Origin of the sequence: Klebsiella sp. OBRC7 (assembly GCF_000293135.1) — a bacterium.
Taxonomy (GTDB): Bacteria; Pseudomonadota; Gammaproteobacteria; order Enterobacterales; family Enterobacteriaceae; genus Klebsiella; species Klebsiella michiganensis.
The window spans coordinates 1-26,429 of the sequence record NZ_ALNJ01000130.1 but is presented as its reverse complement, the minus strand read 5'-3'; the positions used below and the strand labels follow the sequence as shown (position 1 = coordinate 26,429).

General features: G+C 50.6%; 27 protein-coding genes and 1 pseudogene. 10 read left to right on the top strand and 18 right to left on the bottom strand.

Annotated elements, in window-relative coordinates; all coding sequences use genetic code 11:
- Positions 1-60 precede the first annotated feature (60 nt).
- Both HMPREF1144_RS24490 and HMPREF1144_RS24485 read right to left on the bottom strand, forming a co-directional pair.
- Complete coding sequence (locus tag HMPREF1144_RS24490) at positions 61-627, bottom strand: hypothetical protein (RefSeq protein ID WP_009654312.1); 567 nt, start codon at positions 625-627, stop codon at positions 61-63.
- Positions 624-887, bottom strand: coding sequence for a hypothetical protein (locus HMPREF1144_RS24485; protein ID WP_009654307.1), 264 nt, complete (start codon positions 885-887; stop codon positions 624-626). The genes HMPREF1144_RS24490 and HMPREF1144_RS24485 overlap by 4 nt, the downstream gene beginning before the upstream one ends.
- A 283-nt stretch (positions 888-1,170) precedes the next feature.
- Between HMPREF1144_RS24485 and HMPREF1144_RS24480 the strand changes: the two genes are divergently transcribed.
- Positions 1,171-1,755, top strand: a complete 585-nt coding sequence (locus HMPREF1144_RS24480; RefSeq protein WP_223862240.1) for a hypothetical protein — start codon at positions 1,171-1,173, stop codon at positions 1,753-1,755.
- A 138-nt stretch (positions 1,756-1,893) separates the two neighbouring features.
- On the opposite strand, the gene HMPREF1144_RS24475 is transcribed toward HMPREF1144_RS24480, so the two are convergent.
- Together HMPREF1144_RS24475 and HMPREF1144_RS24470 are read right to left on the bottom strand one after the other, a co-directional pair.
- On the bottom strand, positions 1,894-2,895 hold the full coding sequence (locus HMPREF1144_RS24475) for an Abi family protein (protein ID WP_009654304.1): 1,002 nt from the start codon (positions 2,893-2,895) through the stop codon (positions 1,894-1,896).
- A 155-nt stretch (positions 2,896-3,050) separates the two neighbouring features.
- A complete protein-coding gene (locus tag HMPREF1144_RS24470; protein WP_009654315.1) occupies positions 3,051-3,632 on the bottom strand; it encodes a hypothetical protein in 582 nt (193 codons plus the stop codon).
- Positions 3,633-3,918: 286 nt separating this feature from the next.
- Here HMPREF1144_RS24470 and HMPREF1144_RS24465 point away from each other — a divergent pair, with 286 nt between their 5' ends.
- From HMPREF1144_RS24465 to HMPREF1144_RS33800, 3 genes and pseudogenes are all read left to right on the top strand, one after another.
- Entirely contained in the window at positions 3,919-4,098 is a 180-nt protein-coding gene (locus HMPREF1144_RS24465; protein ID WP_004118349.1) for a type II toxin-antitoxin system ParD family antitoxin, read from the top strand.
- On the top strand, positions 4,064-4,183 hold the full coding sequence (locus tag HMPREF1144_RS24460) for a type II toxin-antitoxin system RelE/ParE family toxin (RefSeq protein WP_009654306.1): 120 nt from the start codon (positions 4,064-4,066) through the stop codon (positions 4,181-4,183). Before HMPREF1144_RS24465 ends, HMPREF1144_RS24460 begins: the two co-directional genes overlap by 35 nt.
- A gap of 36 nt (positions 4,184-4,219) precedes the next feature.
- Positions 4,220-4,382: pseudogene (locus HMPREF1144_RS33800) on the top strand (type II toxin-antitoxin system RelE/ParE family toxin).
- A gap of 179 nt (positions 4,383-4,561) precedes the next feature.
- On the opposite strand, the gene HMPREF1144_RS24455 reads toward HMPREF1144_RS33800, so the two are convergent.
- From HMPREF1144_RS24455 to pcoA, 7 genes are all read right to left on the bottom strand, one after another.
- Positions 4,562-4,996 carry a hypothetical protein gene (locus HMPREF1144_RS24455; protein WP_004118347.1) on the bottom strand — a complete coding sequence of 145 codons (435 nt, stop codon included), beginning with the start codon at positions 4,994-4,996 and terminating at the stop codon, positions 4,562-4,564.
- Positions 4,997-5,211: 215 nt separating this feature from the next.
- Complete coding sequence (gene pcoS, locus HMPREF1144_RS24450; protein WP_009654301.1) at positions 5,212-6,612, bottom strand: copper resistance membrane spanning protein PcoS; 1,401 nt, start codon at positions 6,610-6,612, stop codon at positions 5,212-5,214.
- Positions 6,609-7,289 (bottom strand): copper response regulator transcription factor PcoR, encoded by a 681-nt coding sequence (gene pcoR, locus HMPREF1144_RS24445; protein ID WP_001188930.1) that lies wholly within the window; start codon positions 7,287-7,289, stop codon positions 6,609-6,611. Before pcoR ends, pcoS begins: the two co-directional genes overlap by 4 nt.
- Before the next feature lie 54 nt (positions 7,290-7,343).
- Complete coding sequence (gene pcoD, locus HMPREF1144_RS24440; protein ID WP_080821469.1) at positions 7,344-8,222, bottom strand: copper resistance inner membrane protein PcoD; 879 nt, start codon at positions 8,220-8,222, stop codon at positions 7,344-7,346.
- Positions 8,223-8,277: 55 nt separating this feature from the next.
- Positions 8,278-8,658, bottom strand: coding sequence for a copper resistance system metallochaperone PcoC (gene pcoC / locus HMPREF1144_RS24435; RefSeq protein ID WP_009654298.1), 381 nt, complete (start codon positions 8,656-8,658; stop codon positions 8,278-8,280).
- A gap of 39 nt (positions 8,659-8,697) precedes the next feature.
- Positions 8,698-9,588, bottom strand: coding sequence for a copper resistance outer membrane transporter PcoB (gene pcoB, locus HMPREF1144_RS24430; protein WP_009654310.1), 891 nt, complete (start codon positions 9,586-9,588; stop codon positions 8,698-8,700).
- A gap of 5 nt (positions 9,589-9,593) precedes the next feature.
- Positions 9,594-11,411: a multicopper oxidase PcoA gene (gene pcoA / locus HMPREF1144_RS24425; RefSeq protein WP_000925242.1), complete on the bottom strand. Its 1,818-nt coding sequence runs from the start codon at positions 11,409-11,411 to the stop codon at positions 9,594-9,596.
- Between the two features lie 234 nt (positions 11,412-11,645).
- Between pcoA and HMPREF1144_RS24420 the strand changes: the two genes are divergently transcribed.
- Complete coding sequence (locus HMPREF1144_RS24420) at positions 11,646-12,095, top strand: copper resistance protein (RefSeq protein WP_001023257.1); 450 nt, start codon at positions 11,646-11,648, stop codon at positions 12,093-12,095.
- A 288-nt stretch (positions 12,096-12,383) separates the two neighbouring features.
- Complete coding sequence (locus HMPREF1144_RS24415) at positions 12,384-13,121, top strand: peptidoglycan DD-metalloendopeptidase family protein (RefSeq protein WP_009654308.1); 738 nt, start codon at positions 12,384-12,386, stop codon at positions 13,119-13,121.
- A 33-nt stretch (positions 13,122-13,154) separates the two neighbouring features.
- Here the strand turns inward: HMPREF1144_RS24415 and HMPREF1144_RS24410 are convergent, their stop codons facing one another.
- The 7 genes from HMPREF1144_RS24410 to silC all read right to left on the bottom strand — a co-directional run bounded on the left by HMPREF1144_RS24410 (position 13,155) and on the right by silC (position 22,824).
- A complete protein-coding gene (locus HMPREF1144_RS24410; RefSeq protein WP_004388331.1) occupies positions 13,155-13,352 on the bottom strand; it encodes a DUF2933 domain-containing protein in 198 nt (65 codons plus the stop codon).
- 40 nt (positions 13,353-13,392) lie between these two features.
- Positions 13,393-15,840, bottom strand: a complete 2,448-nt coding sequence (gene silP / locus HMPREF1144_RS24405) for an Ag(+)-translocating P-type ATPase SilP (protein ID WP_009654299.1) — start codon at positions 15,838-15,840, stop codon at positions 13,393-13,395.
- 126 nt (positions 15,841-15,966) lie between these two features.
- A complete protein-coding gene (locus tag HMPREF1144_RS24400; RefSeq protein ID WP_009654300.1) occupies positions 15,967-16,407 on the bottom strand; it encodes a DUF411 domain-containing protein in 441 nt (146 codons plus the stop codon).
- Positions 16,408-16,493: 86 nt separating this feature from the next.
- Entirely contained in the window at positions 16,494-19,640 is a 3,147-nt protein-coding gene (gene silA, locus HMPREF1144_RS24395; protein ID WP_009654305.1) for a Cu(+)/Ag(+) efflux RND transporter permease subunit SilA, read from the bottom strand.
- A gap of 10 nt (positions 19,641-19,650) precedes the next feature.
- Positions 19,651-20,943 carry a Cu(+)/Ag(+) efflux RND transporter periplasmic adaptor subunit SilB gene (silB, locus tag HMPREF1144_RS24390; RefSeq protein WP_000157620.1) on the bottom strand — a complete coding sequence of 431 codons (1,293 nt, stop codon included), beginning with the start codon at positions 20,941-20,943 and terminating at the stop codon, positions 19,651-19,653.
- 113 nt (positions 20,944-21,056) lie between these two features.
- Positions 21,057-21,410, bottom strand: coding sequence for a cation efflux system protein CusF (cusF, locus tag HMPREF1144_RS24385; protein ID WP_009654303.1), 354 nt, complete (start codon positions 21,408-21,410; stop codon positions 21,057-21,059).
- Between the two features lie 28 nt (positions 21,411-21,438).
- Entirely contained in the window at positions 21,439-22,824 is a 1,386-nt protein-coding gene (gene silC / locus HMPREF1144_RS24380; RefSeq protein WP_009654314.1) for a Cu(+)/Ag(+) efflux RND transporter outer membrane channel SilC, read from the bottom strand.
- 189 nt (positions 22,825-23,013) lie between these two features.
- Here silC and silR point away from each other — a divergent pair, with 189 nt between their 5' ends.
- The 4 genes from silR (at position 23,014) to HMPREF1144_RS24360 (ending at position 26,338) form a co-directional block, all read left to right on the top strand.
- Positions 23,014-23,694: a copper/silver response regulator transcription factor SilR gene (gene silR / locus HMPREF1144_RS24375; protein WP_009654297.1), complete on the top strand. Its 681-nt coding sequence runs from the start codon at positions 23,014-23,016 to the stop codon at positions 23,692-23,694.
- On the top strand, positions 23,687-25,162 hold the full coding sequence (gene silS, locus HMPREF1144_RS24370; protein ID WP_009654311.1) for a copper/silver sensor histidine kinase SilS: 1,476 nt from the start codon (positions 23,687-23,689) through the stop codon (positions 25,160-25,162). Before silR ends, silS begins: the two co-directional genes overlap by 8 nt.
- Before the next feature lie 250 nt (positions 25,163-25,412).
- Positions 25,413-25,844, top strand: a complete 432-nt coding sequence (gene silE, locus HMPREF1144_RS24365) for a silver-binding protein SilE (protein WP_000790483.1) — start codon at positions 25,413-25,415, stop codon at positions 25,842-25,844.
- Between the two features lie 143 nt (positions 25,845-25,987).
- Positions 25,988-26,338 carry a DUF305 domain-containing protein gene (locus HMPREF1144_RS24360; RefSeq protein ID WP_003032889.1) on the top strand — a complete coding sequence of 117 codons (351 nt, stop codon included), beginning with the start codon at positions 25,988-25,990 and terminating at the stop codon, positions 26,336-26,338.
- Positions 26,339-26,429: the final 91 nt, after the last annotated feature.

Genomic DNA, 26,429 nt, shown 5'->3' with positions numbered 1-26,429 from the left:
CTTATTCAGCCCGGGTTCAGTGACTTTCATTTTATGCTCATATTCCTTGTGTGGTGGCTATCAGTCCCGGCTCTCATTCACCTGGACGGTGACCGGCAGGCCTGCATCAAAACAGGTCTGATACCAGCTGGCCACCTGCAGGGGATCGCCCTCTTTTATCCGGCGTATGCCGCCGGCATCCGTCAGCTGCAGGCAGGTGGTACCGTCCAGACGGATCACGTAGGCCGCTTCCCGCAGGGAGTAATGACCGTCACCCAGCTGCAGCTCCACCGCGTCACCGGCAGCCGTCTGGCGTAACGGCAGACGCCGGACGTCTGTCAGTCGTTGTCGTGCCGTTTCAGCCTCGCGTTCTGCCTGGAAGAGCGGTTCTGCAATGCCGCGACCGGCCTCCGTCAGCTCGACGGCCAGCTGCAGGTTCGGGGCGCGCAGGGTGCGCAGCCAGCCCGCGGCTTCCATGCGCCGGCAGGAGGCGCGCAGGTTCGGCCCGTACACCGGGGCATCCCCGCCCTGCTCCAGCACCCGCTCGATATCCCGCGTCGCCACCGGCCCCGGACGTTTCGCATCGAGGGCGGCCAGCACAATCAGCACCCGCCGCTGCAGCGGCGATGGTCGGCGCGCCTGAGTCATTGCTTGTCCGCCTCCGGCCAGATGAGTTGTCTGAGGCGCAGGTGATCGGCGTCTATGAGCTCTTGTCTCTTTATGGTATTCACTGAGGCATAGCCATTTATGGCCAGTTCATACCAATAGCTCAGCACGGCACCGGCCTTGGCTGACTCGCTGATGTAAATCGCGCCCTGGCTGTCCAGATTGCATTCACGGATACGCTCTTCCGCTATCCGGGTCAGCTGCTCATAGCTGAGTGAAAAATTCACTTCTTTCTCATCCATCCTGCTCGCTCCGTCTGAACATGTCCGGTTAGGTTAAAAATCATATCATGTATGATTTCTTACTAATAATTCAAATATCATATCAGATATTATTGTGTGTTTAATGCTAAATATCACATTCAGTATGATTTTATGTGTTTGGTTTGATTATCATATCCTTTGCGCGTTTCCCGCCGCGCAGATCCGGTTTCTGGCTAAGTAGGAAGCAAGGATTATCACATGCCTGTATTAGGCTCCAGAGCGTGAAAAGGCGCACAATGTGGCCTTCTTAGTTCAGGAGAACATGGCAATGACAGACCAGAACAATGAAGCTCGCGATATGTGGGCCGAAGCGTTGAGTTTAATGTTTAAAGGCGATCACCAGGAAGAATTGTTCCGGATTTCAGATGATGAGATTGATGCCCTGGAGGGGTTGTCTCCGGACAGATGGCCAACGGCAGGACAGACAGACATTAACTGGGATCTGTCTGTTCCGGGGCGCAGACATTCGATTTACCTTCCTGGTCCACGGGTATTGCAGCCTGCTGACTGTGAACAAATTGATCTCAGTTCTCTGGTGCTGGGGAAAGCCTCTTTTGCTGATTTTGACCCGCTTATTAATTCCTTCTTTCGACTGACAGATTCCAGCCTCTGGGTGGAAATTACCAACCCGAAACTCGGAAAGGCCATACTGCATATCGCAAAAGGATGGCCTGTTTCACCGGTCCTGTTATCTGTGCACGAAGATGGTGGATTTCATTTCGGGGACGGGACCCATCGTTATGAGGTACTGAAGCGGTCTGGAACACCTCATTTTTATTTTCTGGCTATGCCGGATGATGTATCTGCCATTAATAAGCAACTTACGTTTCAGTGGATGAGCGACTAACGCTTTGCGTCAGCATGGCATGTCTGGCTATGCGGAAAGCAAGTGGGACGTGCCTCATGTCCTGCTGAAAATGGCAACGGAAGCCGTTCAGCTTTCAGTGTTTTGTGAAGAATCCCCTGCCACAAGGGAGGGGAAAGGTCAGAGGGTACGGATAAAATCGGGACCAATAATGGCAATGATCCGGGTACGGCTGGTCAGGCGGATGATTTTTTGCTGTCCGAGCCCCCGCAATAATTTTCTGATCTCTTTACTGCGCCGCACGTTCAGGTCGTGCATCAGCTGTGCCCGTCCGGTGAAACTCAGCAAACCATCGTGCGTGGCCAGTGCCTCGAAACGCAGATGATGACCTTCTGCCAGAAACGCAGCATGCCTTGCAGGACTGAGCCAGCTGAGAGCCTCCAGCATATCTTTCCATGCCCGACGCAACAGCTGCAGGGACGCCTGAAGACCATATACCGGGCGGTTGTAATCCGGCGCACCGGTAACCGGATCTTCCTCCTGGAATTTCCAGACTGCTTCATGGTGCGCCAGGCGGTTACGCAAGTCACGGATACGGGTAAATTTCTTTTCCAGCACGTGACGGGGGGTGCCGGCCGGGGCGCCGGGGAACACCGACGGAAGCAACTGGGGCCACAGGAGCGAGCGGTTCCGCGGTTCATCGTAGTTTTTCGTGAGAAAATTGGTCCAGAAACCAAAGTCCAGACCGGAGATCACCCGCTCTGCCGTCGGCGCCTTGCCCGCAGCACGGATACGTTTTGACACCTTACGGATACAGTCTTCTTCCCAGGCTGTCCGGTCATACACCGGTTTCCCGTGATGCATGAGCTTCTGGCCACGGGCATCGGTTTTGTAGCGCTTGTTCTGGCGTATCCAGGTCTTGTCACCGATATAGCGGGGTAAATCAAAGATCCAGTTGGTATCGGTTCGCCAGTGTCCGGCAGCGCCGGGCAGCCGGGCATGGCGAATACTGTAATCGATGGCGTTACGCAGCGTCACCTCAAGGCAGTGCATCAGCGGCTGCATGGCGGCGGAAACGGCTTTGTTCCAGTTATACCCGCCCAGTTCTTCACCAGGTTTCAGCTTCAGCACGTCAGTGTAAATGTTCAGCCGCCCGGCCGAGATATAGTCTTCCAGCTGCATACAGCCCTCCCGGGCTAAACTGAGGGTCAGGTTGACGGGCGTACCAGTAACTGGTAGATTTATCCCATCAAGGCGCGGATTTCTTCGGACCCGTGCGTTAAAGTTAGTACCGGAAAAGCCATCCCTCGGGGTGGCTTTTCTCGTTTATATCTGTCTCAGATAAGCGACCATTCAAAAGCGTCCATGCGCATTGCCTTTCGCAGTTCATTAATCATTTCCTGAAAAACAGTTTCCGGGAACATATTAAAAAGTGACCGGTGAAGCGCCTGTACCGTCTCTTCATCCCGGGACGCCCCGTTGACCAGCAGTGCGGCATACAGGGAGTTCCCCCTTGCCAGGCTGTCAATCCCTCTCAGCTGTCCGGCGCGGATCTGAAGGTATGGCATCCCCGCGAGCATAATGCGCTGCAAATCATCGTTGTTTTTTATCCCGAGAATACGGCAGAACTCCCGGTGGCCGGCCTGAGTCATCTCCAGATCATAAACATGCTCGCTCAGTACTGTTCCGGCCATCCTCGCCATTTCCTGGTCCATCAGGGCAACCAGTTCACTGGTGCGGATGAAATTGCCGATCAGATCGCCAAATGTTGCCGTCAGAAACTCCTGCACAAAATCACTCTTTGATTTGCCGGCGGCTTTAGCCTGCCGCGTGATAGCTTCATCCACATCAGCTGGCACATTACGCACCGTAATGGTGTTAAACAACTCAGAGAGGTCTTTTGATTTGGCATCTTTCATTACGGGCACCCTGTTAACGACTACTGACTGCATTCTGATATCAGCATCTCACACGCGTAAATGTGATGCAATATTTTATATCTGCATTTTTCAGGATGAATTTGATGCATATGATAAGTTATGATTCCAGCGTCACTCTCTTCATTTTGCACAGATCCGAAAAAAGGCAAAGTCGGATCTCCAGACTGCAGCAGGGCTGTTTTGAAAAAATGCCGGAGATGGAAGCAGCGTAGTAAGCTGATTTAATGATGTAAGAATAAATCTTACATTAAGATATGGAGGGGTTATGGCTCGTACGATGACGGTGGACGTGGGTGATGAGCTGCATGAAAAGCAGGCTGAATCCAGACTTCAGGAACTGCGCGATCTGCTGGCCGAAGGGATCAGCAGCGGCGAGGCGAAACCATGGAACAAGAATGCATTCCTGAGGAATGTCAGGGCCAGGGTGGCAAATGAAAGAGATTGAGCTGACACCCAAAGCAGAAGAGGATCTGGAGGCCATCTGGGACTTCAGCTTCAGACAGATCGGGGTTGTTCAGGCGGATGCATAGATCGGTCGTATAGCTGCAGTATTTGATGTGCTGGCCATGCATGATATCGGCACGCATTGTGCAGAGCTGGGAGACGATATCTGCACACTGCCGGTAGAACCGGCATACGATCTATTTTGTATCATCACATTCTATGGTTACGGTCATTCGTATTCTCAGCCAGTCTCAGGATACGGCGCGACATGCACCCTGGAGATGACCGGGGAACAGGATTCTCAAACAATATAAGTTAATTGTGAGGTCGATATGACCAAAAAAAACATTGTGTATGGACTCTTTCATTATTATTCATTTCGCTTATAAAAAAAACGCTCCCGGACGGGAGCGTAAGCCAGTGACTTCGGCGTCAAATGAGGGTCTGACAAGTGGAGCTGCGGGTTAATTCTGGGTGATCTGGCTGCGATGCTTTTCCGCCTGTTGCTGATGAATAACGGAAGACTGGCCATTATTCGCCTTCTCATGCACAACAGCGGCTTTCTCATGCTCGCTCATTTCGGAAAATGGCTTAGCAGTTTCTTGGGTGTTCTCAGGTTTGGCTTTCATCATTTTTTTATGCATTTCAGCCATGTCCTGATGGGCGGCAGAATTGCCGTTTTGCATCATTTCATGGGACATTGCGGCCTGATCGTGACCGCTCATATCCATCATTTTCATGCTCTCCCCCTGAACTGCACTTTTTTCAGCGGATGATTGCATCTGATGGGCAGGCGCCTGGGCATTATTTACCTGGTCATGCATGTTCATTGTCTCTGCAGCCCAGGCAGATGAAGCGACAGCCATCATGGCAATAAAGGATACAAGGATCTTTTTCATGGTTGGGTCTCCGGTGTTTTCATACCCGAACAATCAATGCTTATAACAGAGAAAGCATTTGATCTCAGGGCTGGTTGATCATCACGCCAGGAACCGGGCGATTGAATTATCACGCTGTCCTGATTTATGGCTGATTATAAAAAACCGCCTCTGTTTATCGCGTGACTGAACGATGACATTTTTGTCACCTTCCGGGTTTCTCCTGAATAACGGTATTAATCCATTAACAGACGCACACTGAACACAATTTCCCGCCCCTGCTGTTCTGCTGACAGCTCGCCGCCGTGAGCATGAATGATCGACCTTGTAATTGATAATCCCAGCCCCGCGCCTTCCGTGTTGTAGAACCTTGATGAGTCTGCGCGATAGAACCGGTCAAACAAACGTTCCAGATTAGCGGGAACCTGGCCGGACATCGTATTCGTAATCATCACGTTCACACAGTCACTGTCACGCTCAAGGTGTATCGCTGTACAGGTGTTATCGGGAGAATACTTGATTGCATTGGAAAGCAGGTTACTGAAAGCACGGCGCAGCATATCGCTGTCTCCGGTAACAACGCCCTCTCCTTCAACCGTGATTGTCTTTCCTGTTTCGTCTGCCAGGGGCTCGAACAACTCACGTAATTCATTCAGTTCGGCTGCCAGATCCACATCATGTTTATCCAGCCGCAGCAGACCATGCTCTGAACGTGCCAGAAAAAGCATGTCACTGGTCATTCGTGACAACCTTTTCAGTTCTTCCAGGTTAGCGAATAAAATTTCGCGGTAATGCGAAACATCCCTTTCCTTAGCCAGTGCAAACTGCGTCTGCATCATCAGATTACTGACTGGTGTGCGCAGCTCATGCGCGATGTCAGACGAGAAATCTGACAGTTTCCGGAATGCCCCCTCCAGGCGATCAAACATATTATTGAACTCCTGCATGGTCTCAGAGATTTCCGGCGGAGCCAGATCGGGATTTAGACGCTGATCCAGGCTGTGTACAGTCATGGAGGAAGCCAGACTGGTCATTTCCCGTAACGGTTTCAGACCAATACGTGTGGTCAGCCAGCCCAGAAAAACAGAAATAAAGACCAGACCGATATTGAACCAGAACAGCCAGGTACTGAGTTTGTCCATAAACAGGGTGTGATACCCAGTATCCGTGGCAACCGTAATGATGACATGTTTGCTTTTACCCTGTTCCGGCGTCACGGCAACCCGCCGCGAGATACTGCGGTACACGGTGTTATTTTCTTCCGTCTGGATCATATAGTCGAGAATATCACCCGACTTATTAAGCAGGACCGCTGGAACAACAGAATTTTTGGCATAGAGTTCAACAATTTTTTCATTTTCCATGTTTTTTATAGAAATGAATAAACCATTGTGCCCTACCATCGCATCGTTTATTTTTTCTGATAATGACTTAATATCCGTTTTGTTCCGGAACGTCTCTGTTTTAAGAAACTCTTCGGTGAGCTGAAGTTTACCTGTCAGAAAATCGCGGTCCTGATTATCGAAATAGCCATTCAGGGTGCTAATCAGGATAAAACTTGATAACCACCATACCGTAAGCATCACCGCAGAAAAAATCAGGCTCAGGCGTGTGGTCAGGGAAATTTTGAACCTCACTCTTCTCTGATCTCCAGGACATATCCGGCACCGCGAACGGTATGGATCAGTTTTGGCTCAAAGTCATCATCAATTTTACTTCTCAGACGTCTCACGGCGACATCAATCACATTCGTATCACTGTCAAAATTCATGTTCCAGACCAGGGACGAGATAAGACTCCTGGGTAACACTTCTCCGGTGCGTTGCAGCAGCAACTCAAGCAGAACGTATTCTTTACCGGTGAGATGGATCTTCTTCCCCGAACGGATCACGGTCCGGCGCACCATATCAACGGTCATATCGGCGATGGTGCAGACTGTTGCGGCCTGCGAGCGTGCCCGGCGCAGTAGGGTTCTTACACGTGCAACCAGCTCCGTAAAATCAAAGGGCTTAATCAGGTAGTCATCTGCGCCAAGCTCCAGTCCTTTCACTTTGTCCCGCACGTTGTCCTTTGCGGTTAAAAACAGGACCGGTTCTTCGTGCCCGGACTCCCTCAGTGCGCTGATGATTTGCCACCCGTCGAGGAAAGGCAGCATCACGTCCAGTATTATCAAATCATACTGTCCCTTCGACGCGGCCCCGAGACCATCGCGGCCATTATTAAAGAGATCGGCCTGATAGCCTTCCTCAACCAGTCCCTGCTGCAGGTAACGACCTGTTTTTTGTTCGTCTTCAACGATTAAAATACGCTGCATGGTCAACTCGCTGATATGAAAGTAAAAATCTCACGCATGAGCTTTGGCTGTCCCCTAGCTGATCTGAGACGGAGCAAGCATTCCAAGCCACGCTACGGCGCCCAGAATGATAATCGCAACAACGAATTCTGTCAGGATGCTGTTTCGCATCAGGGCAACGCTGCGATCATAATTCCCTTCCCTGACCATAACTTCAAGCCGGGGACCCAGGTGAAACCGGTTTGCTGCAGCCAGAAGAAGCATCAGAACAAACAGAGCCGTCTTGGCAAGCAATATCCTCCCCCAGGAACTGTTGAATAAGGGAGTTAAGTTACCCTCAGCAATATACAGATAGTTGACCAGCGCACTCAGGATCAGGGCTACAACAATCACCGTTCCTGCCGTGGCAAATTTTGCCAGGGAGTCAGATATCACAATGACGCTCTGTGCATTATGCTCGTTTCTGCGCATCAGCAGGATAGCAAATGCAACCAGAGCACCTGTCCAGGCACCTGCAGCGCCGAGATGGGTCAGATCGCTCAGTAAATGGAGATAGTAATGCAGACCGTCATGCATAACGGCGTGTCCTCCCCAGGCAAGTGTAGCCAGCGCCACGCCCCCACTCATCGTCATCAGCAGGCAGGACAATACTCTCTTATTAGTGTAAAGGAACAAAGCACCGAGTGTGGTAAACAGGGCACAGAGCCTGACAATCCAGCTAATACCCACATCAGTTTCTTCTATCACCATCTCGATAACATGGATGGATAATTCTCTGAGGTCAGTTACTCCACTCATGGCATTAGATACCAGGAGCATATTAATGCCAGTAAGAATGATGCCTGTAACAACAGCAAAGGTTATAAACGACCTGAAATTAGTCAGGTTATAGGTTTCATGTCTGACACCACTTATTCCATATATCTGAAAAAATGGCAATCCAAATATTACCATCAAATCCAGATAAAGAAGAAAACGAATAACAATCATAATCAGGTCGTTCATAATATTACTTCACTGTAAAGATGTAATTACCGGTAATAGGGTGCGTATCTGAAGAAACCGCGCGCCAGTCAACACGATAAGTGCCAGCGGGTAAAGGCTCTCGCGGAATAATGACCATCGATTTAGGGTCAGCGCCTGGCGCCACTTTTGCCGCGACCGGCATCGGAGAATGTGATGACATGCCTTTCATACCCGTCATCGTTAATTTTGCACCTGAGAATTTCACGGTCAGATTTTCCGAGAAATTAAGCTGAATCTTTTCCGGGGCCGCTACGGCTGAATCAGCCTGTGGCACAGAGCTTTTTAATTCCGGATGGGCCATAGCAGAGAAAGCAACGCCCATAACGAGGCCACCTGTAAGAATGGCTTTATTTAAAATCGACATTTTATTTACCTGTTTAGTTGAGTGTTTTATATCAGTGCGTTAAAACCAGATTCTGGCTCCCGCCAGGAATACTACCTGATGGTCTTTCTCACCTTCTCTTTTCGCCATATCGGATGTTTTCCCGTAAAGTTGATTCCAGGAAACGCCTATATAGGGTGCAAACTCACGGCGTATTTCATAGCGCAGCCGGAGCCCCAGCTCTGTGTCAGTCAGTCCCCTGCCGCGACCCCGCGATTCATCATCCTGACTGTAGAAATTCACCTCATAGGATGGCTGGAGTATGAGCCGGTTAGTCAGTAAAACGTCGTATTCTCCTCCCAGACGAAGGGCTGCTTTTCCGCCATTACTGACAAAACCCGTAATTTCAGACTCAAAATTATAGAGTGCCAGCCCCTGAAAACCGACAGCAGCCCAGGTCCGGGCAGAAGCAGGTCTGAAATCCTGCCTGACACCCGCAACCAAATCCCACCATGGGCCAACCGCATGTCCCCAGAGTAACTGCGCTTCAGCCGCCTCCGTTTCCCCATTGCTTCGTTCACCTTCACTCTTTAGCCAAATCCGATCTGTGTCGCCTCCAATCCAGCTGTTAACACTCCAGCTGAAATTGTTGGTGTTATCCGACCGTTGCCATTCCAGTTGATCCAGCAGAACCAGATAATTAATCGCACTGTCGTGAATCGCATGCCCCTGTAAATTGCCGAATGCAGCCTTCCGGTCGGCATCGGTAACAGGCGGAATTGGCGTTCTGCTCTCAGTTACAATGGGCTCCATTGACGTCATCTCAGTGAAATTCTCATCTGCTGGCATCTGCATGGCAGACATGTCGTGCCCGGCGTGGGTATCTGCAGAGACGGAGCCCGCCGCAATAGAAAGCTGTGAGGTAAACAAACCGGCGACCAGAACAGGTATGGCCTTCAAATTTCTCTTCATTCGCATCATTCCTCCACCCGGACTTCACGAAACATTCCCATTTCCATGTGATAGAGCAAATGGCAGTGATACGCCCAGCGGCCAAGCGCATCTGCTGTCACTCTGTAACTGCGTTTTGTACCAGGGGGAACATCTATTGTGTGTTTACGAACCATGAAATTACCGTTTTCATCTTCCAGATCGCTCCACATACCATGCAGGTGAATGGGGTGAGTCATCATGGTATCGTTGATCAGCGTGATCCTGAGCCGCTCACCGTATTTCAGCAGCACCGGTGCGGCATCTGAAAACTTGATTCCGTTAAATGACCAGGCAAACTTTTCCATGTGGCCGGTTAAATGCAGTTCTATGGTACGGCCAGGTTCACGTCCGTCAGGATCCTCAAAGCGGCTTTTCAAATCCGCGTACGTGAGAACCTTTCTTCCGTTATTTCGAAGACCAATACCCGGATCATTTAATTTCGGAGAGACGCTCATCGCCTGCATATCAACCAGTGGGTTATCCGTTTCTGACGCAGGATGACTTTGCATACCCGGCATTCCGGCCATCCGGGAATGATCCATACCGGCCATGCTGCTGTGATCCATGGGCGCGGAGGATGTCCCGCTATCCGGAAGGTCAGCACCGTCCATAGACATCATCTCTCCGCTGTTATCCATGCCTCCCATCTGGCTGTGGTCCATTCCTGCCATATCATGTCCCATTCCCCCCATACCCATATCTTCCATGGTCAACAGAGGACGGGGATCGAGGGGGGGAACGGCAGCACTTAACCCCTCTCTCGTGGCCAGTGTCCCTCGAGCGTAACCGGTCCTGTCCATGGATTGTGCGAAGATGGTATAGGCCTCACCCTGAGGCTCCACAATGACATCATAGGTTTCGGCAACGGCAATCCTGAATTCGTCAACGGTAACCGGGTTTACATACTGGCCATCTGCAGCCACGACCGTCATTTTCAGCCCGGGGATACGGATATCGAAATAGGTCATTGCCGAGCCGTTGATAAACCGTAAGCGTATCTTTTCACCGGGACGGAACAGTCCGGTCCAGTTTTTCAGCGGGGCCTGCCCGTTCATGAGATAGGTGTAGGTGTAGCCACTGACATCCGCGAGGTCAGTCGGATTCATTTTCATTTCAGCCCACATTTTCCGATCGGCAATGGTGGCTGACAGCCCCCTGGTATTCACGTCGCGGAAAAAAGAGCCAACGGTTGGTTTATTGAAATTGTAGTAATCCGACTGTTTTTTTAATTTTTTCAGCAGGCTGTGAGGATTTTCATCGGTCCAGTCAGACAACATGACCACATGCTCACGATCGTAAGCAAACGGTTCTGGCTCCCTGGCATCGATGATAATGGCACCGTATACCCCCTCCTGTTCCTGCAGACCGGAATGGCTGTGGTACCAGTAAGTCCCGTTCTGCTTAACCTTAAAGGTGTAAACGTAGGTATCATCAGGCTCTATGCCCATAAAACTCAGCCCCGGAACACCATCCATATTGGCCGGAAGAATAATGCCGTGCCAGTGAATGGACGTCTGTTCATTAAGACGGTTTTTGACCTTCAGGGTAATGGTGTCACCTTCTTTCCAGCGAAGAACGGGCCCCGGCAGGCCTCCATTGATTGTTTTGGCCTGACGCTCACTGCCCGTGATATTGACGGCCGTTTCACCAATGGTCAGGTCAAACTGAGTACCCTGCAGGGATGCGGCAACTGGCAGGCTCAGACTGGAACGCGCATTGAAACTCCATACGCCAAGACTTCCGGCTACGCCAGAGAGGGTTAACCCCTTCAGGAAAGTTCGTCGAGACGTTTTCAACAGCATGCGCATTCCCTTATTTAAAGTATGGTTACTGACAGAATTCGAGAACCGATTTAAATTAAATTACTGGTTCATCCACTTACAATGAAATGAATCTAGCACACCTTAAGAAACAAATTCATTACAATCGTGTAATGTACATAGCTGTATTACATTTACGTCATCTTCCCCACAGGTTGATTATTTTTATATATGATCATAAGGACATCTTTTATGTACCTCAGAAGGTAATTACACATGAATATATTAATCACGACCACTGCGTTTACAGCTTTATTTTGTGGGGCAGCTTTTGCTCAGTCCAGTGATATTGCCCATGAAGCACATCGATTTGTTAATAATGCCTCAGCCGTCAGTCATGTGAACTCCTCGACGCATGAAAACTTACCGGACAGGGTTAATAAAAACAACACGCCCTCATTCTCTGAAATGAATGAACATGAAAGGGCCATTGTTGCTCATTCATTTATGAACAACAGCGCGTCCTATGCGCATCAGAAAATGATTGAGGAACATAAAAAAATGCTGTCCGGCAGTGATGCAAATTCAAAGACCTCGTCTTCTTCTTTTAACGAACTGAATGCCGGAGAAAAAGCCGCTCTCGTGCATGAGCAGGTCAATAATGCCGGTGCGGAAGCACATCAGACGCAGGCAAGAAAGCTTCGCGGGCTGTATTCGACCAGGTAACTGCAGGCGGGTTAGTGCTTAGCGTCAGGTGCGCAGCAGGGCTTTACTGACGGGTTACGTAGCAGGACATGAGCCCCATATTGCTCTGCCGTAACCTGTTTCAGTCCCGTTAATCATCACCGTCGGGCTGGTCATACAGTTCCCAGAGCTTCAGGAGCAAACGGGAAACAAGATATGTTACAAAAATGACGACCATCAACGGTGCTCCCGATTAACTGACAGATGACACGCCTCCTGAAAACCCCTAGCATACGCCGCAGTGTTCATGCTAACGGCGAATTCCAGTAAATGTATTCTACCGATGTCGTAAAAGAAAATGCCTACCTTTCAGCCACCCGTTCGGGGCTGGAATCGAACGAGATCGCTACTCTTCAGCGCTCCTTGCCTTCCCGGTTTAATCTGCGGCATTTGAAAAAAAATGAATCATTAAAACTCGTACTGCAAAAGAAAGCGGGAAAATCACGTGTCGTGGCCTATAAATTTACGTCCGGTTCATTTAATTACACGGCGTATCGTATATCAGATAAAAAGTTCTATAACCTTTCCGATACTTCCGGGAAAGGCAGTCTCGATTATCCGTTACCGGCCACAGCAAGACTCAGTTCGCCTTTCAATCCTGCAAGACTTAACCCGGTATCGGGAAAAGTGAGTCCCCATAATGGCATTGATTATTCCATGCCCATGAACACGAAAATAGTCAGCGTCATCGACGGAAAAATCACCCGGGCCGAATACAACAGTACCATGGGATATTTTGTTGAAGTAACGGGAAAAGCCGGTGTTAAAACTCGCTATCTCCACCTCAATAAAATACTCGTTACTAAAGGGGCCAGGGTTACCCGGAGAGACGCTATTGCGTTATCCGGTAACAGCGGACGTTCATCCGGTCCTCATCTGCATTACGAGCTGGTCATCAATAACAATCCTGTTAACTCACTGGCGTTCCGGACGGCGGCACCCGCTGATAACAAACTCGAACAGCATGCCTTTGCGCATGCCAGAGACTACGAACGATACCTGGACTGATAACGGGACCGCGACGCGGTCCCGTCTGCCGGATTAATTTTTTTTATCGTTTTCACTTCCGTGATGTTGATGATCTCCATGCCCCCCGTGACCGTGGAAAAGATGCATGAGCGGACAAAGCAGCAGTAACAGATATGGCCAGTAGCCTGCCACATGTGACCAGTGTTCGCGCAGGAGAGCAAATGCCGCAATCGCGGCGACAGCAATAAGCGCATAGGTGGTACTTTTCATACCGGACTCCTTCTGTTAGTAACAGACCCTTCATTCAGGGTTATTTCCCGAGCCTGACACTTTTCAGACGCAACGCATTCACAATGACGCTGACGGAGGAAAGAGCCATGGCCGCCGCCGCAATAACTGGCGACAGCAGTATTCCATACACAGGATAAAGCAGACCTGCAGCCACAGGCACGCCAAGTGCGTTGTAGATAAATGCAAAAAACAGATTCTGTCGGATATTTTTCATGGTGATTTCTGACAGATGACGGGCCCTGTTCAGTATCATCAAGTCGCCTTTGAGAAGGGTGACTCCGGCACTTTCAATTGCCACATCTGTACCCGTTCCCATGGCTATACCCACGTCAGCCGCTGCCAGCGCCGGGGCATCATTCACACCGTCTCCGGCCATCGCAACCACATGGCCAGACGCTTTCAGTCGGGTTATCACTGCTTTTTTGCCATCCGGCAGAATCCCGGCTTCAACCTCATCTATTCCCAGTTTCCGTGCGACTGCTTCAGCGGTAAGCTGGTTATCCCCGGTGAGCATAACGATGCGGATCCCCGCCTGACGCAAAGCTTTAAGCGCATCCGGCGTGGTTGCTTTCACGGGATCCGAGATAGCTATCAGGCCTGCAAGGTGCCCGTCTGTGGCCACATAGATAACGGTAGCGCCTTCCATCCGCAACGTATCCGCAACGGCCTTTTGATTATCAATAACGATACTGCTTTCCTGCATAGCCAGTTCATTACCAATAACAACCCGTTGACCTTCGACATCGCCTGAGACACCTTTACCCGACGGCGCATTGAAATGAGTGACTGCGGGTATTGCGATCCCCTTTTCCTGTGCTGCTTTAACTACTGCCATACCCAGCGGATGCTGCGAGCCTTTTTCCACTGCGGCCGTTACACGCAAAAGAGATGTTTCCCCACCCGGATTGAGACTGATAATCCCTGTCACCGTCGGCGAACCTTCCGTGAGCGTGCCTGTTTTGTCGACAACCAGCGTGTCCACTTTTTCAAGACGCTCAAGGGCTTCGGCATTCTTGATTAACACCCCGGCCTGGGCTCCTTTGCCCACCCCCACCATTATCGACATCGGCGTGGCCAGCCCCAGCGCGCAGGGACAGGCAATAATCAGGACCGACACAGCCGCAATGAGACCGTGCGCCATCCTGGGCTCGGGCCCCCAGACAGACCAGATCATGAAAGCAACAACCGCGATAAGTATCACCAGAGGAACAAACCAGCCTGAAACGCTGTCAGCCATTCTCTGGATGGGGGCCCGCGAACGCTGTGCATCAGCGACCATCTGAACAATTCGTGAGAGCATCGTTTCATCACCGACTTTCTCTGCACGGATGATAAGACTACCTGTCTGATTAATGGTCCCCCCGATGACAGGGTCACCCTCCGTTTTGGTAACAGGCATAGATTCCCCGGTCACCATCGATTCATCAACGGTTGTTTTGCCTTCGACCACGATACCGTCGACCGGAATACTCTCTCCAGGTCTGATGCGGAGCTTATCGCCAGGCAGGACATCTTCCGCATTAATATCCGTTTCATGACCGTCTTGATCCAGCCGCCTGGCGGTTTTGGGGGCAAGGTTAAGAAGCGCAGTAATGGCACCTGAGGTTTGTTCCCTTGCCCGCAATTCAAGGACCTGTCCCAGCAGAACAAGCACCGTAATAACTGCTGCGGCTTCAAAATAAACGGCCACCAGGCCATCCATGTTTCTGAACGATGCAGGAAACCAGGAGGGGAAGACGGTTGCAATGACGCTGTAAACCCAGGCTACGCCGGTCCCCATTGCAACAAGGGTAAACATATTCAGGGAGCGGTTACGTAACGACATTACGGCCCGGGCGAAGAATGGCCAGCCACACCACAACACGACAGGGGAGGCCAGAAGCAGCTGCAGCCATGTGTTGTACTGTGGCGGTACTGTATTCCTCAAGTCGGGAAACAGATGAGATCCCATTTCGAGTACCAGAACCGGAAACGCCAGCAACAACCCCAGCCAGAAGCGTCTTGTCATGTCGTGAAGTTCATCACTCGGCCCCGTGGATGCCGTAGCTACGAGCGGCTCCAGTGCCATTCCACAGACAGGACAGCTTCCGGGACCACTGCGGCGTATCTCCGGGTGCATCGGACATGTCCACACACCTTCAGAATTCTCTTTTTCCGCCTGGTGGTGAGGCTGTTTTATCTGATCAGGGCTGACTTCGTGATGATCGTGGTGATGGTGATGGGAATGTTCACTGGCATCTTCGGTAAGATAACGATCGGGATGGGCTTTAAATTTACTCTCACAGCTGGCGGAGCAGAAATAAAGTTGATGGTCCTGGTATCGAATGCTGCTGTGCGCCCTGTCGGGCAGGATGGCCATCCCGCACACGGGATCTCTCACCTTATGCAATACGTGGCCCTCGTCCGGGGATAATGTCTGCTCAGAAGCAGTCTGGTTGTTGTGTTGCACTGCATTGTCATTTTTCACAGTAACTCTCCTTATGCATACCGAAGCATCTTCTGTCTTCAGGGTATGTCATGGATGCGATTACCACGAATATCGCCGGCACAGGAGTGCCTGCTACCGGCGTCCCGTTATCAGCCGTTCCGCTGACTATTCGATTCGCTGGAAGACTTTTTTACTTCCATCCGGTGAGAATGCGATAACATCGTAAGCCTCTTTTCGGGCTCCCATCTCCATTCCCGGGCTTCCTGCTGGCATACCGGGGGTGGCGAGACCGTATATACCCGAACCAGACTGCATTGCCTTATGTATCGTTGTCGCAGGCACATGGCCTTCAATGATCAAATTACCGGCAACCGCGGTATGACAACTTCGTAGTCCTGCAGGAATAGCATGCTTTTCTTTCAGGGCTGACAGCGCCTGATCATTCATGACGTGAGTTCGTACTTCAAACCCGTCTTTTTCCATCGCCTTGCCCCACAGGGAACAACAGCCACAGTTTTCAGATTTGTACATATCAATCACTTTTTCACTCGCCATTGCGGGCAGTGAAAGGCCGAGAGCCAGGGCCACCAGGACCACTTTTTTCATACTCACCTCTGTATATTATCGATATAACCCCTGACGTCAGGATGAATCAGTACAGAAGGGCACCCACAGAGGATGCCCTTACAGGGTTATGACACGCTTTTTTTATGTCTGCGCAGCCAGATTAATTTGTAGGCGGCAGGAATTATGAACAGGGACAGCAGCGGAGCCGTGATCATCCCACCAATCATGGGTGCCGCGATACGGCTCATGACTTCTGAACCTGCACCGGTTCCCCAGAGTATTGGCAGCAGACCCGCAATGATCACCGCCACGGTCATGGCTTTCGGCCGGACACGCAGCACGGCACCATGATAGAGGGCTTCATCAAGACCTTCCGGTGTGAACGTCTCTTTACGGGACAATTCCGGGTGCACTTCAATGGCATGACGCAGATACATCAGCATGACCACGCCAAACTCTGCTGCCACCCCGGCCAGAGCGATAAACCCCGTTCCGGTTGCGACAGACATATGGAAGCCCTGCCAGTACAGGAACCATATCCCGCCAACCAGGGCGAACGGCAGGCTCATCAGGATCAGCAGGGCTTCATCAACCCGGCGGAATGCCAGATACAACAGGATGAAGATGATCATCACCGTCATCGGCACCATCAGCTTCAGTTTCTTGTTGGCATGCTCAAGCAGTTCAAACTGTCCGGAGAATGACACGCTGGTACCCGGTCTCAGTTTCACTTTCTGACTGATCGCCGTTTTAATGTCATTAACCACCGACACCATATCCCTGCCGCGCGCGTCAATGTAAATCCAGCTGGCTGGACGGGCATTTTCCGTTTTCAGCATAGTCGGCCCGGAAACGACCTTAATATCCGCAACATCGCCCAGCGTGATCTGCTGCTTCATCGGGGTCAGGATCGGCATCTGTTTCAGGGCCTGCGGGCTGTTCCGGTAATCCTGCGGATAGCGGATATTAATCGGGTACCGGGCCACGCCTTCAACCGTTTCCCCTACCGTCGCGCCGCCGATGGCTGATGAGATGAACAGCTGCACATCGCCCACCGTCATTCCGTAGCGGGAGGCTTTTTCCCGGTTGATATCCACATCAATGTAGCGCCCGCCTTCCAGTCGCTCTGCGAGAGCAGACACTACGCCGGGTACGGTTTTGGCGACCGCTTCGATACTCTGCGCCGTTGCATCGATATCGGACAGAACCGTTCCGGACACCTTGATACCTATCGGGCTTTTGATCCCGGTTGAGAGCATATCAATACGGTTACGGATTGGCGGCACCCAGAGGTTTGCCAGCCCCGGTAAACGGACGGTCCTGTCGAGTTCTTCAATAATCTTGTCAATCGTCATGCCTGGACGCCACTGATCCTCAGGTTTGAGCTGGATCGTGGTTTCAACCATTTCGAGCGGTGCGGAATCCGTGGCGGTCTCTGCTTTACCGGTCTTGCCAAATACAGAGGCCACTTCAGGAACGCTTTTGATTAACTTGTCCGTCGTCTGCAGGAGCGCTGCAGCTTCAGCCGGAGAGACACCCGGCAGGGTCGACGGCATATACAACAGGTCGCCCTCGTTAATCTTCGGCAGAAACTCACCGCCCACCTGGCTCAGCGGCCAGATAACGGTGAAAATGGACAAGGCCGCAACCAGCAGGGTTGTTTTTGGCCAGTGGAGAACCCGCAACAGCAATGGATGATACGCTTTGATCAGTACCCGGTTCAGGGGGTTACTGGTCTCTGCAGGAATTTTCCCCCGGATCCAGAATCCCATCAGAATCGGAATGACGATGATGGCCAGCGCGGCCGCGCCCGCCATGGAGTACGTTTTCGTGAATGCCAGCGGGCCAAACAGACGTCCTTCCTGACCTTCCAGGGTAAAGATAGGAATAAAGGACAGGGTGATGATCAGCAGGCTGATAAACAGTGCGGGTCCCACTTCAACGGAGGCATCGGTAATCACCTTCCAGCGGGTGGCGTTGTCAATCTGCTCACCCGGATGCTGATGATCCCACTCCTCAAGCCGCTTATGCGCATTCTCAATCATCACAATGGCGGCATCCACCATCGCACCGACGGCAATCGCTATCCCTCCCAGCGACATGATATTGGCGTTCAGTCCCTGGAAGTGCATGACGATAAAGGCGATACACAGACCAAGCGGCAGAGAGATAATCGCCACCAGGGCAGAACGTACGTGCCACAGGAACAGGGCACAGACGATGGCCACCACGATAAACTCTTCCAGAAGTTTGGAACTGAGGTTATCAATCGCCCGGTCGATGAGCTGGCTGCGATCGTAGGTGGTCACGATTTCAACGCCTTCCGGCAGGCTGGCCTTCAGCGTCTCAAGTTTATCCCTCACTGCCGTGATAACGTCGCGTGCATTTTTACCCGACCGCAGGATCACCACGCCGCCAGCGACTTCGCCCTGGCCGTTCAGCTCGGCAATACCACGCCGCATTTCAGGCCCGGTCTGCACGCGGGCAACATCCCGCAGATAAACCGGCACGCCGTTCTCGCCTGTTTTCAGGACGATGTTATTAAAATCATCAATGCTCTGAAGATAACCGCTGGCACGGACCATATACTCAGCTTCGGCCATTTCAACGGATGAGCCACCGGCCTCCTGGTTAGACGATTCAAGGGCCTGTTTCACTTCGGGCAGGCTGATACCATACTGAGACAGTTTTACCGGATTGACCTGAATCTGGTACTGTTTCACCACGCCGCCAACCGAAGCGACCTCAGCCACGTTCGGGATGGTTTTCAGCTCAAATTTCAGGAACCAGTCCTGCAGAGAACGCAGTTCTGAAAGGTCGTGTTTTCCGCTACGATCGACAAGGGCATATTCAAATATCCAGCCCACCCCCGTGGCGTCCGGACCGATTTCAGAACTCACACCGGCGGGCAGTTTTCCCTGTACCTGGTTCAGGTACTCCAGCACGCGGGAACGGGCCCAGTACAGATCGGTGCCGTCTTCAAAAATGACATACACATACGAATCACCGAACTGTGAAAAACCACGCACGGTTTTTGCGCCAGGCACGGACAGCATGGTGGTGGTAAGTGGATAGGTGACCTGGTTTTCTACAATCTGCGGGGCCTGGCCGGGATAGCTGGTTTTGATAATGACCTGCACATCTGACAGGTCAGGCAAGGCATCGACAGGCGTGTTAATAATCGTCCATGTGCCCCAGATGCTGAGAAACAGGGCCCCCATCATGACCAGGAAACGGTTGGCGACAGAGCGCCGGATAATCCATTCAATCATCGTCGTCTCCTCAGTGCCCTGAATGCATATTTACAGGCTGGTCAGACATTGCTGGCATACTGCTTTCTGTTTTTTCAGGGTGGCGCATACGTTCCAGTGCGCCCGTAATATTGGCTTCAGAGTCAATGAGGAACAGGCCACTGACCACCACGGTATCGCCTTCATTCAGGCCGGAGCCGATGCCGGACTGTTGCTGTGACTCATGCAGAACGTGGATCTGTTTCGGCACAAACTTGCCTTCATCATCAACAGTAATCACGCGCTGTTCTTTGCCGGTATCGATAACGGCCTGGCTTGGTATCAGCAGCATCTCCTGGCTTCTGGTATTCAGTTTCAGATAGGCATTCATGCCCGGCTTGAGAAACTCATCCTTATTAGAAACCTGGAGACGGACCTGAAGCGTACGGGTTGTCTGATCCACGCTGGGAAGAATATTCCATTTTTCGACATGGAATGTTTTATCCGGATAAGCCGGTACCGAAATTTCAAACTGCGACGTATCTTTCAGCAGATAGGCGATAGATTCTGGCACTGCAGCGCTGATCCAGACCGGGTCCATTCCCTGAATCTGAGCCACCACCTTATCTTTCGAAATATTCATGCCGGTGCGCAGGTCAAATGCAGTAATGACACCATCAATAGGTGCTTTAATGGTAAAACGGGTCTGAATGCTCCGGGTAGAACGCAGTCTCTGAATATCCTCTTCCGGCATACCTGCCAGGCGAAGCCGTTCCAGAACGCCTTTAATTTGCGTGGAAGTACCACCGGTGCTGGATAACAGAAGGAATTCACTCTGTGCTTCCACCCAGTCCGGAATGGTAATATCGATAAGTGGCGTCCCCTTCTTCACATGATCGCCAATCGTCATGGGGTAGACTTTTTCGACAAACCCGTCAGAACGCGCCTGCACAATAACAAACTGATACTCGTTATAGCTGACATTAGCCGGGATTGTCTGAGAATAATTCAGCATTCCTCGTGTGACTTTTTGCGTTTTTAATCCCAGATTCTGAACCTGGGTTGGGTCGATACGGATCCCGCCACTGCTTTTATCGCCACTGTCATCAGCATATTTTGGCACCAGGTCCATATCCATAAAGGGCGATTTTCCGGGTTTATCAAATTTGGTATCCGGTTTCATTGGGTCATACCAGAAAAGCACCTTTCGTTCCGGTGCCTTTTGTTCTGTTTTTTCTGTCTTTTGTGCTGAGTTTACATACTGCCAGGCAGTAACCGATATCAGCCCCCCTGCTATGAGGCTGCTGATAATTATTGCAGCATATTTTATCTTTAAAGAAGCCATACAATTTTCCGCTAAAAAATCAAAACACCTGGCATATGCGCCTGACGGTTAACTCACACATATACCTATGTGAATGTACAGGCGCACAGGATGTAATCGCTCCGGACAGCCAATCAGGACTGCGTCACGTTAATGCTTTTAAGTAAAGAAATATTACCCTGCTGAATAAACGAGAAATCAACGTGGCTGCCAGTTTTCAGGGCATTAATAGCGTCGTCTGCATTAACAAAAGTGAAGCGCATGGTCATTGCAGGCCAGCCCACATCAGGGATAGCTTCGTGCGAAATGGTGATTTTTTTACTATTCATATCAATGGCTTTAACGACACCGGAGCCCCTGATAACCTGCTGTACCGAAGCGTCACTGGCAGCATTCATATCACCATGCTGATGTGTTTCAGCATGAAGACCGGCAGAAAATATGACAGAGAAGGCACCAAATAAAACGGCTTTAAATGAATTACGCATTTTAAATTTCCTGATTAATTAAATAAATTTACTCTACCCAACCGCCACCCAGTGCGGTAAACAGATTAATTTCGTTAACCTGCCGGGAATAGGTAAGATCGAGAATGGTTTGCTGCGTAGCGAAGAGAGAACGCTCTGCATCCAGCACTTCAATGTAACTGACAGCACCACTGGAATATAATCCTCTGGCACGCTGGAGAGTTATCTGAAGTGAATCAAGATAACGCTGCTGTGACTCAAGTTGCTGGCTAAGGCTGTCGCGCAGCGCAAGCGTGTCGGAAACATCCTTAAAGGCTGACTGAATTTTTTGTTCGTAATTAACCACCGACTGTTGCTGGCGAATTTCAGCCAGCTTCAGATTGGCTTTATTCCTGCCAGCATTAAATATAGGAATTTCAATTTTAGGGATAAAATTCCACATTCCACTTCCTGACGTAAACAGGCTGGACAGCTCCGTACTGCTTGCGGAAAGACCACTGGTCAGGGTAATTGAGGGGAAAAAGGCCGCTCGCGCTGCGCCAATATTGGCATCAGCCGCTTTCAGCTGATATTCCGCTTCCATAATATCCGGTCGCTGCAGCAAAATTTGTGAAGACAGATTTGGTGGCAATTTTACTGGGGCTATCTCCCCGCCTTTCATCCCTTTTTCTGACGGAAGTGCGCGGTACGTTCCCAGCACCAGTTGCAGGGCATTGTTTGCCTGAGCCAGATCGCCTTCTCGTTTGGCTATTTCGGCGCGGGTACTTTCGATTTGTCCTCGCGCCTGTTCAAGTGCCAGAACGTTCGTACTCCCGGTCACGAGCTGCTGCTCAACGAAAGCATAGGACTGTTGATAATTTTTCAGCGTTTCCCGCGCAATACGAAGTTGTTCGTACGCCAGTTGCTGGCTGAAATAGCTTTGTGAAACGCTGGAGACCAGCAGGATGTGTACGGCCCGACGGGCTTCTTCGCTGGCAAAGTAGTTCTGGCGATCAGCATCACTCATGTTCTTAAGTTTGCCGAAAAAATCGAGCTCATAACTGAACTCCAGACCTGCGTCGTACTCCTGTGTGGTCGGCTTGTCACCTTTCAGACCACCGCTGTATGTGATCCCGGATGAGGCATTCAGCTGGGGATAACGATCTGCATCCGTGACGTTGAACTGGGCCCGGGCCTCTTCAACCTTCAGTGCAGCCATTCTCAAATCACGGTTATTAGTCAGGGCTTCAGTAATCAGCCGGGTGACCTGGGGATCGACAAAAAAGTTACGCCAGCCCGTATCCTGATAGCCATTCACCGCTGGCGTCAGGCTGTTACGGGACAGTGAAAACTGCTGGGGTACCGGTGCTGCCGGACGCTGATATTCAGGCGCCAGAGAGACACAACCAGCCAGAATGAAGATTGTGCTGATGCTGAGTAGTTTTAATTTGAACATATTGCTTCTCGTCCAGGCAGACCTGGTAAATGGTTCAAATGAAGTCCAGAGTATTACCAGGTTTACTTTACAGAATGCACTCTGTTTGTCGGGTGACAGAATAATGACAATGTTGTCATTTTTACGGTAATTCGTTGATTACGATCGTGTGCGCAATAGAATGACATTAGCAGCCAGACGGGGAGCAAGATGAAAATATTGATCGTCGAAGACGAAATTAAAACAGGTGAATATCTCAGCAAAGGGCTTACAGAGGCAGGGTTCGTAGTGGATCACGCTGATAATGGTCTTACCGGATATCATCTCGCCATGACAGCCGAGTATGATTTAGTCATTCTGGACATCATGCTGCCTGATGTGAACGGCTGGGATATCATCCGCATGCTGCGCACTGCCGGAAAGGGTATGCCGGTCTTACTACTGACGGCCCTCGGCACGATCGAACACAGGGTCAAAGGACTGGAACTGGGTGCGGACGATTATCTGGTTAAACCCTTTGCGTTTGCCGAACTGCTGGCCCGGGTGAGAACCCTTCTGAGGCGGGGAAACACGATGATCACGGAAAACCAGTTTAGGGTGGCTGATCTCTCGATGGATCTCGTATCCAGAAAAGTCAGTCGCGCCGGAAACCGCATTGTGCTCACCAGTAAAGAGTTCAGCCTGCTGGAATTCTTCATTCGCCATCAGGGCGAGGTTCTTCCCCGCTCCCTGATTGCCTCTCAGGTCTGGGACATGAATTTTGACAGCGACACTAATGCGATCGATGTCGCAGTAAAGCGACTCCGCGCTAAAATAGACAACGATTACGAGACAAAGCTGATCCAGACAGTCCGGGGCGTGGGCTACATGCTGGAGGTCCCGGATGCATAGCAAACCTTCCAGACGCCCTTTCTCACTCGCTCTGCGGCTGACCTTTTTTATCAGCCTGTCCACGATACTGGCTTTTATCGCCTTCACCTGGTTTATGCTGCATTCTGTTGAAAATCATTTTGCCGAGCAGGATGTCAGCGATCTTCAACAAATCAGCACCACACTGAACCGTATACTGCAGTCCCCGGTGGATCCGGATGATAAAAAAATAAGCAAAATAAAGGAATCAATTGCCAGCTACCGCAACGTTGCCCTTTTGCTCCTCAATCCCAGGGGTGAAGTGCTCTTTAGCTCAACTCAGGGGGCGGCACTACGCCCGGCAGTGAATTCAGCAGATTTTAGCGAGCACAGCCGCGCACGGGATGTCTTTCTCTGGACGGTGGAGGATCCTGCGGGACCGATGGATACCGGGTCCGAAATGAAGATGGAAACATACCGGATTATCGCCTCCTCTGGTCAGGCGATATTTCAGGGCAAACAGCAGAACTATGTCATGCTGACTGGCCTATCCATTAATTTCCATCTCCATTACCTCGATGCGCTGAAAAAGAACCTGATTGCGATTGCCGTCGTGATAAGCCTGTTGATTGTTCTGATCATTCGAATCGCTGTCCGTCAGGGGCACCTGCCCCTTCGTAATGTCAGCAATGCCATTAAAAACATCACCTCCGAGAATCTTGATGCGCGACTGGAACCGACACGCGTTCCCATTGAGCTGGAGCAACTGGTTATCTCGTTCAATCATATGATTGGAAAGATTGAGGATGTCTTTACCCGCCAGGCCAATTTCTCTGCCGATATCGCGCATGAGATCAGAACGCCCATCACCAATCTGGTGACGCAGACTGAAATCGCACTGAGTCAGGATCGAACACAGAGGGAACTTGAGGATGTCCTCTATTCCAGTCTTGAAGAGTATAACCGGATGACCAAAATGGTCAGCGATATGCTGTTCCTGGCACAGGCGGACAATAACCAGCTTATACCTGACAGGGTCCGTTTTGACCTCAGAGCGGAAGTCATGAAAGTCTTCGAGTTTTTCGAAGCCTGGGCCGAAGAACGCAATATCACGCTCAAATTTAACGGGATGCCCTGCCTGGTTGAGGGAGATCCACAAATGTTCAGAAGGGCGATCAATAATCTGTTATCCAATGCCCTGCGTTATACCCCGGAGGGACAGGCAATCACCGTCTCAATAAGAGAGCAGGAGAGCTTTTTTGACCTTGTGATTGAAAATCCGGGGAAACCGATCCCTGAAGAACATTTATCAAGGCTGTTTGACCGTTTTTATCGGGTGGATCCATCCAGACAACGCAAAGGAGAAGGCAGCGGCATCGGCCTTGCGATTGTGAAGTCAATCGTGGAAGCACATCACGGAAGAGTGCAGGTGGAATCAGACGTACGCTCCACGCGTTTTATCTTATCCGTGCCCAGACTGGAGAAAATGATCCCGGAAACCCAATGCTGAAAATAAAGATGTAAATGACAAAGATGTCATTAGCCTGTCATGCAGCAAACAGAAGCCATTCGATATAATTAGTGCAACTTATCAGGAAGGCTGGATTGCTTCATCAATACCCGGCGTCAGAGTACGCCAGGAAATGAATATCCAGCCCTCTTCCGGAGAAGTAAACGCTGCCGAACTTGTTTCAGTTATGGAACTGAAAACACCGGTTGTACTTCCCCGGACATCACTAATTCAGAAATGGAGAGTTATCATGAAAAATATCGTATTAGCATCTTTGCTGGGCTTTGGTTTAATTTCATCGGCCTGGGCCACTGAAACCGTGAATATCCATGATCGCGTCAACAATGCACAGGCTCCTGCTCACCAGATGCAGTCTGCTGCGGCTCCTGTCGGGATCCAGGGGACTGCTCCTCGTATGACCGGTATGGACCAGCATGAACAGGCCATTATTGCTCATGAGACCATGACGAACGGCTCGGCGGATGCGCACCAGAAAATGGTGGAAAGTCATCAGAAGATGATGGGAAATAACACGGTATCCACGACCGTCCCGTCAACGTCTTACGCGGCGATGAATGAGCATGAAAGAGCAGCGGTTGCCCATGAATTCATGAATAACGGGCAATCCGGCCCACATCAGGCCATGGCCGAAGCGCACCGCCGCATGATCAATGCAGGCTGAATGCGACGGTAGTATCCGTGCTGTTACCTTTTCCCTGATAGATTTTCCTGAAACAACGTTGCTACATTTTTGCCCCCCGTCAGGGGGCTTTTTTGTCTGACTCAGCTACACTTAACCGGTACCTGTCTGAAAGGAATTATTATATGAAAATCAAAAACACCCTTTTTGTAATATTAATGTTATCCCTGCCAGCCATTTCTGCTGAACATTCGGAAATGAAAATGTCAGATATGCACTCATCGGCATCATCACAGGAATATATGGCTGGCATGAAAAATATGCATGAAAAAATGATGGCCGCCGTTAATGAATCCAATCCCGATAAGGCCTTTGCAAAAGGTATGATCGCACACCATGAAGGGGCAATCGCAATGGCTGAGACCGAGCTCAAATACGGAAAAGATCCCGAAATGAGAAAGCTTGCGCAGGACATCATTAAAGCTCAAAAAGGTGAAATTGAGCAGATGAATAAATGGCTTGACAGTAATAAATAATGAACACTGGAGTGTTGTCTTGCGCACCATCTTAGGGTACCCCCGGACACGAAAATATATAGCACTTAACTAATTAAAAACCCGAATAATT

Coding starts and splice junctions, on each gene's coding strand:
- HMPREF1144_RS24490 (WP_009654312.1), bottom strand. CDS start 627: ATGACTCAGGCGCGCCGACCATCGCCGCTGCAGCGGCGGGTGCTGATT.
- HMPREF1144_RS24485 (WP_009654307.1), bottom strand. CDS start 887: ATGGATGAGAAAGAAGTGAATTTTTCACTCAGCTATGAGCAGCTGACC.
- HMPREF1144_RS24480 (WP_223862240.1), top strand. CDS start 1,171: ATGGCAATGACAGACCAGAACAATGAAGCTCGCGATATGTGGGCCGAA.
- HMPREF1144_RS24475 (WP_009654304.1), bottom strand. CDS start 2,895: ATGCAGCTGGAAGACTATATCTCGGCCGGGCGGCTGAACATTTACACT.
- HMPREF1144_RS24470 (WP_009654315.1), bottom strand. CDS start 3,632: ATGAAAGATGCCAAATCAAAAGACCTCTCTGAGTTGTTTAACACCATT.
- HMPREF1144_RS24465 (WP_004118349.1), top strand. CDS start 3,919: ATGGCTCGTACGATGACGGTGGACGTGGGTGATGAGCTGCATGAAAAG.
- HMPREF1144_RS24460 (WP_009654306.1), top strand. CDS start 4,064: ATGTCAGGGCCAGGGTGGCAAATGAAAGAGATTGAGCTGACACCCAAA.
- HMPREF1144_RS24455 (WP_004118347.1), bottom strand. CDS start 4,996: ATGAAAAAGATCCTTGTATCCTTTATTGCCATGATGGCTGTCGCTTCA.
- pcoR (WP_001188930.1), bottom strand. CDS start 7,289: ATGCAGCGTATTTTAATCGTTGAAGACGAACAAAAAACAGGTCGTTAC.
- pcoD (WP_080821469.1), bottom strand. CDS start 8,222: ATGGTAATATTTGGATTGCCATTTTTTCAGATATATGGAATAAGTGGT.
- pcoC (WP_009654298.1), bottom strand. CDS start 8,658: ATGTCGATTTTAAATAAAGCCATTCTTACAGGTGGCCTCGTTATGGGC.
- pcoB (WP_009654310.1), bottom strand. CDS start 9,588: ATGAAGAGAAATTTGAAGGCCATACCTGTTCTGGTCGCCGGTTTGTTT.
- pcoA (WP_000925242.1), bottom strand. CDS start 11,411: ATGCTGTTGAAAACGTCTCGACGAACTTTCCTGAAGGGGTTAACCCTC.
- HMPREF1144_RS24420 (WP_001023257.1), top strand. CDS start 11,646: ATGAATATATTAATCACGACCACTGCGTTTACAGCTTTATTTTGTGGG.
- HMPREF1144_RS24415 (WP_009654308.1), top strand. CDS start 12,384: ATGTATTCTACCGATGTCGTAAAAGAAAATGCCTACCTTTCAGCCACC.
- HMPREF1144_RS24410 (WP_004388331.1), bottom strand. CDS start 13,352: ATGAAAAGTACCACCTATGCGCTTATTGCTGTCGCCGCGATTGCGGCA.
- HMPREF1144_RS24400 (WP_009654300.1), bottom strand. CDS start 16,407: ATGAAAAAAGTGGTCCTGGTGGCCCTGGCTCTCGGCCTTTCACTGCCC.
- silA (WP_009654305.1), bottom strand. CDS start 19,640: ATGATTGAATGGATTATCCGGCGCTCTGTCGCCAACCGTTTCCTGGTC.
- silB (WP_000157620.1), bottom strand. CDS start 20,943: ATGGCTTCTTTAAAGATAAAATATGCTGCAATAATTATCAGCAGCCTC.
- cusF (WP_009654303.1), bottom strand. CDS start 21,410: ATGCGTAATTCATTTAAAGCCGTTTTATTTGGTGCCTTCTCTGTCATA.
- silC (WP_009654314.1), bottom strand. CDS start 22,824: ATGTTCAAATTAAAACTACTCAGCATCAGCACAATCTTCATTCTGGCT.
- silR (WP_009654297.1), top strand. CDS start 23,014: ATGAAAATATTGATCGTCGAAGACGAAATTAAAACAGGTGAATATCTC.
- silS (WP_009654311.1), top strand. CDS start 23,687: ATGCATAGCAAACCTTCCAGACGCCCTTTCTCACTCGCTCTGCGGCTG.
- silE (WP_000790483.1), top strand. CDS start 25,413: ATGAAAAATATCGTATTAGCATCTTTGCTGGGCTTTGGTTTAATTTCA.
- HMPREF1144_RS24360 (WP_003032889.1), top strand. CDS start 25,988: ATGAAAATCAAAAACACCCTTTTTGTAATATTAATGTTATCCCTGCCA.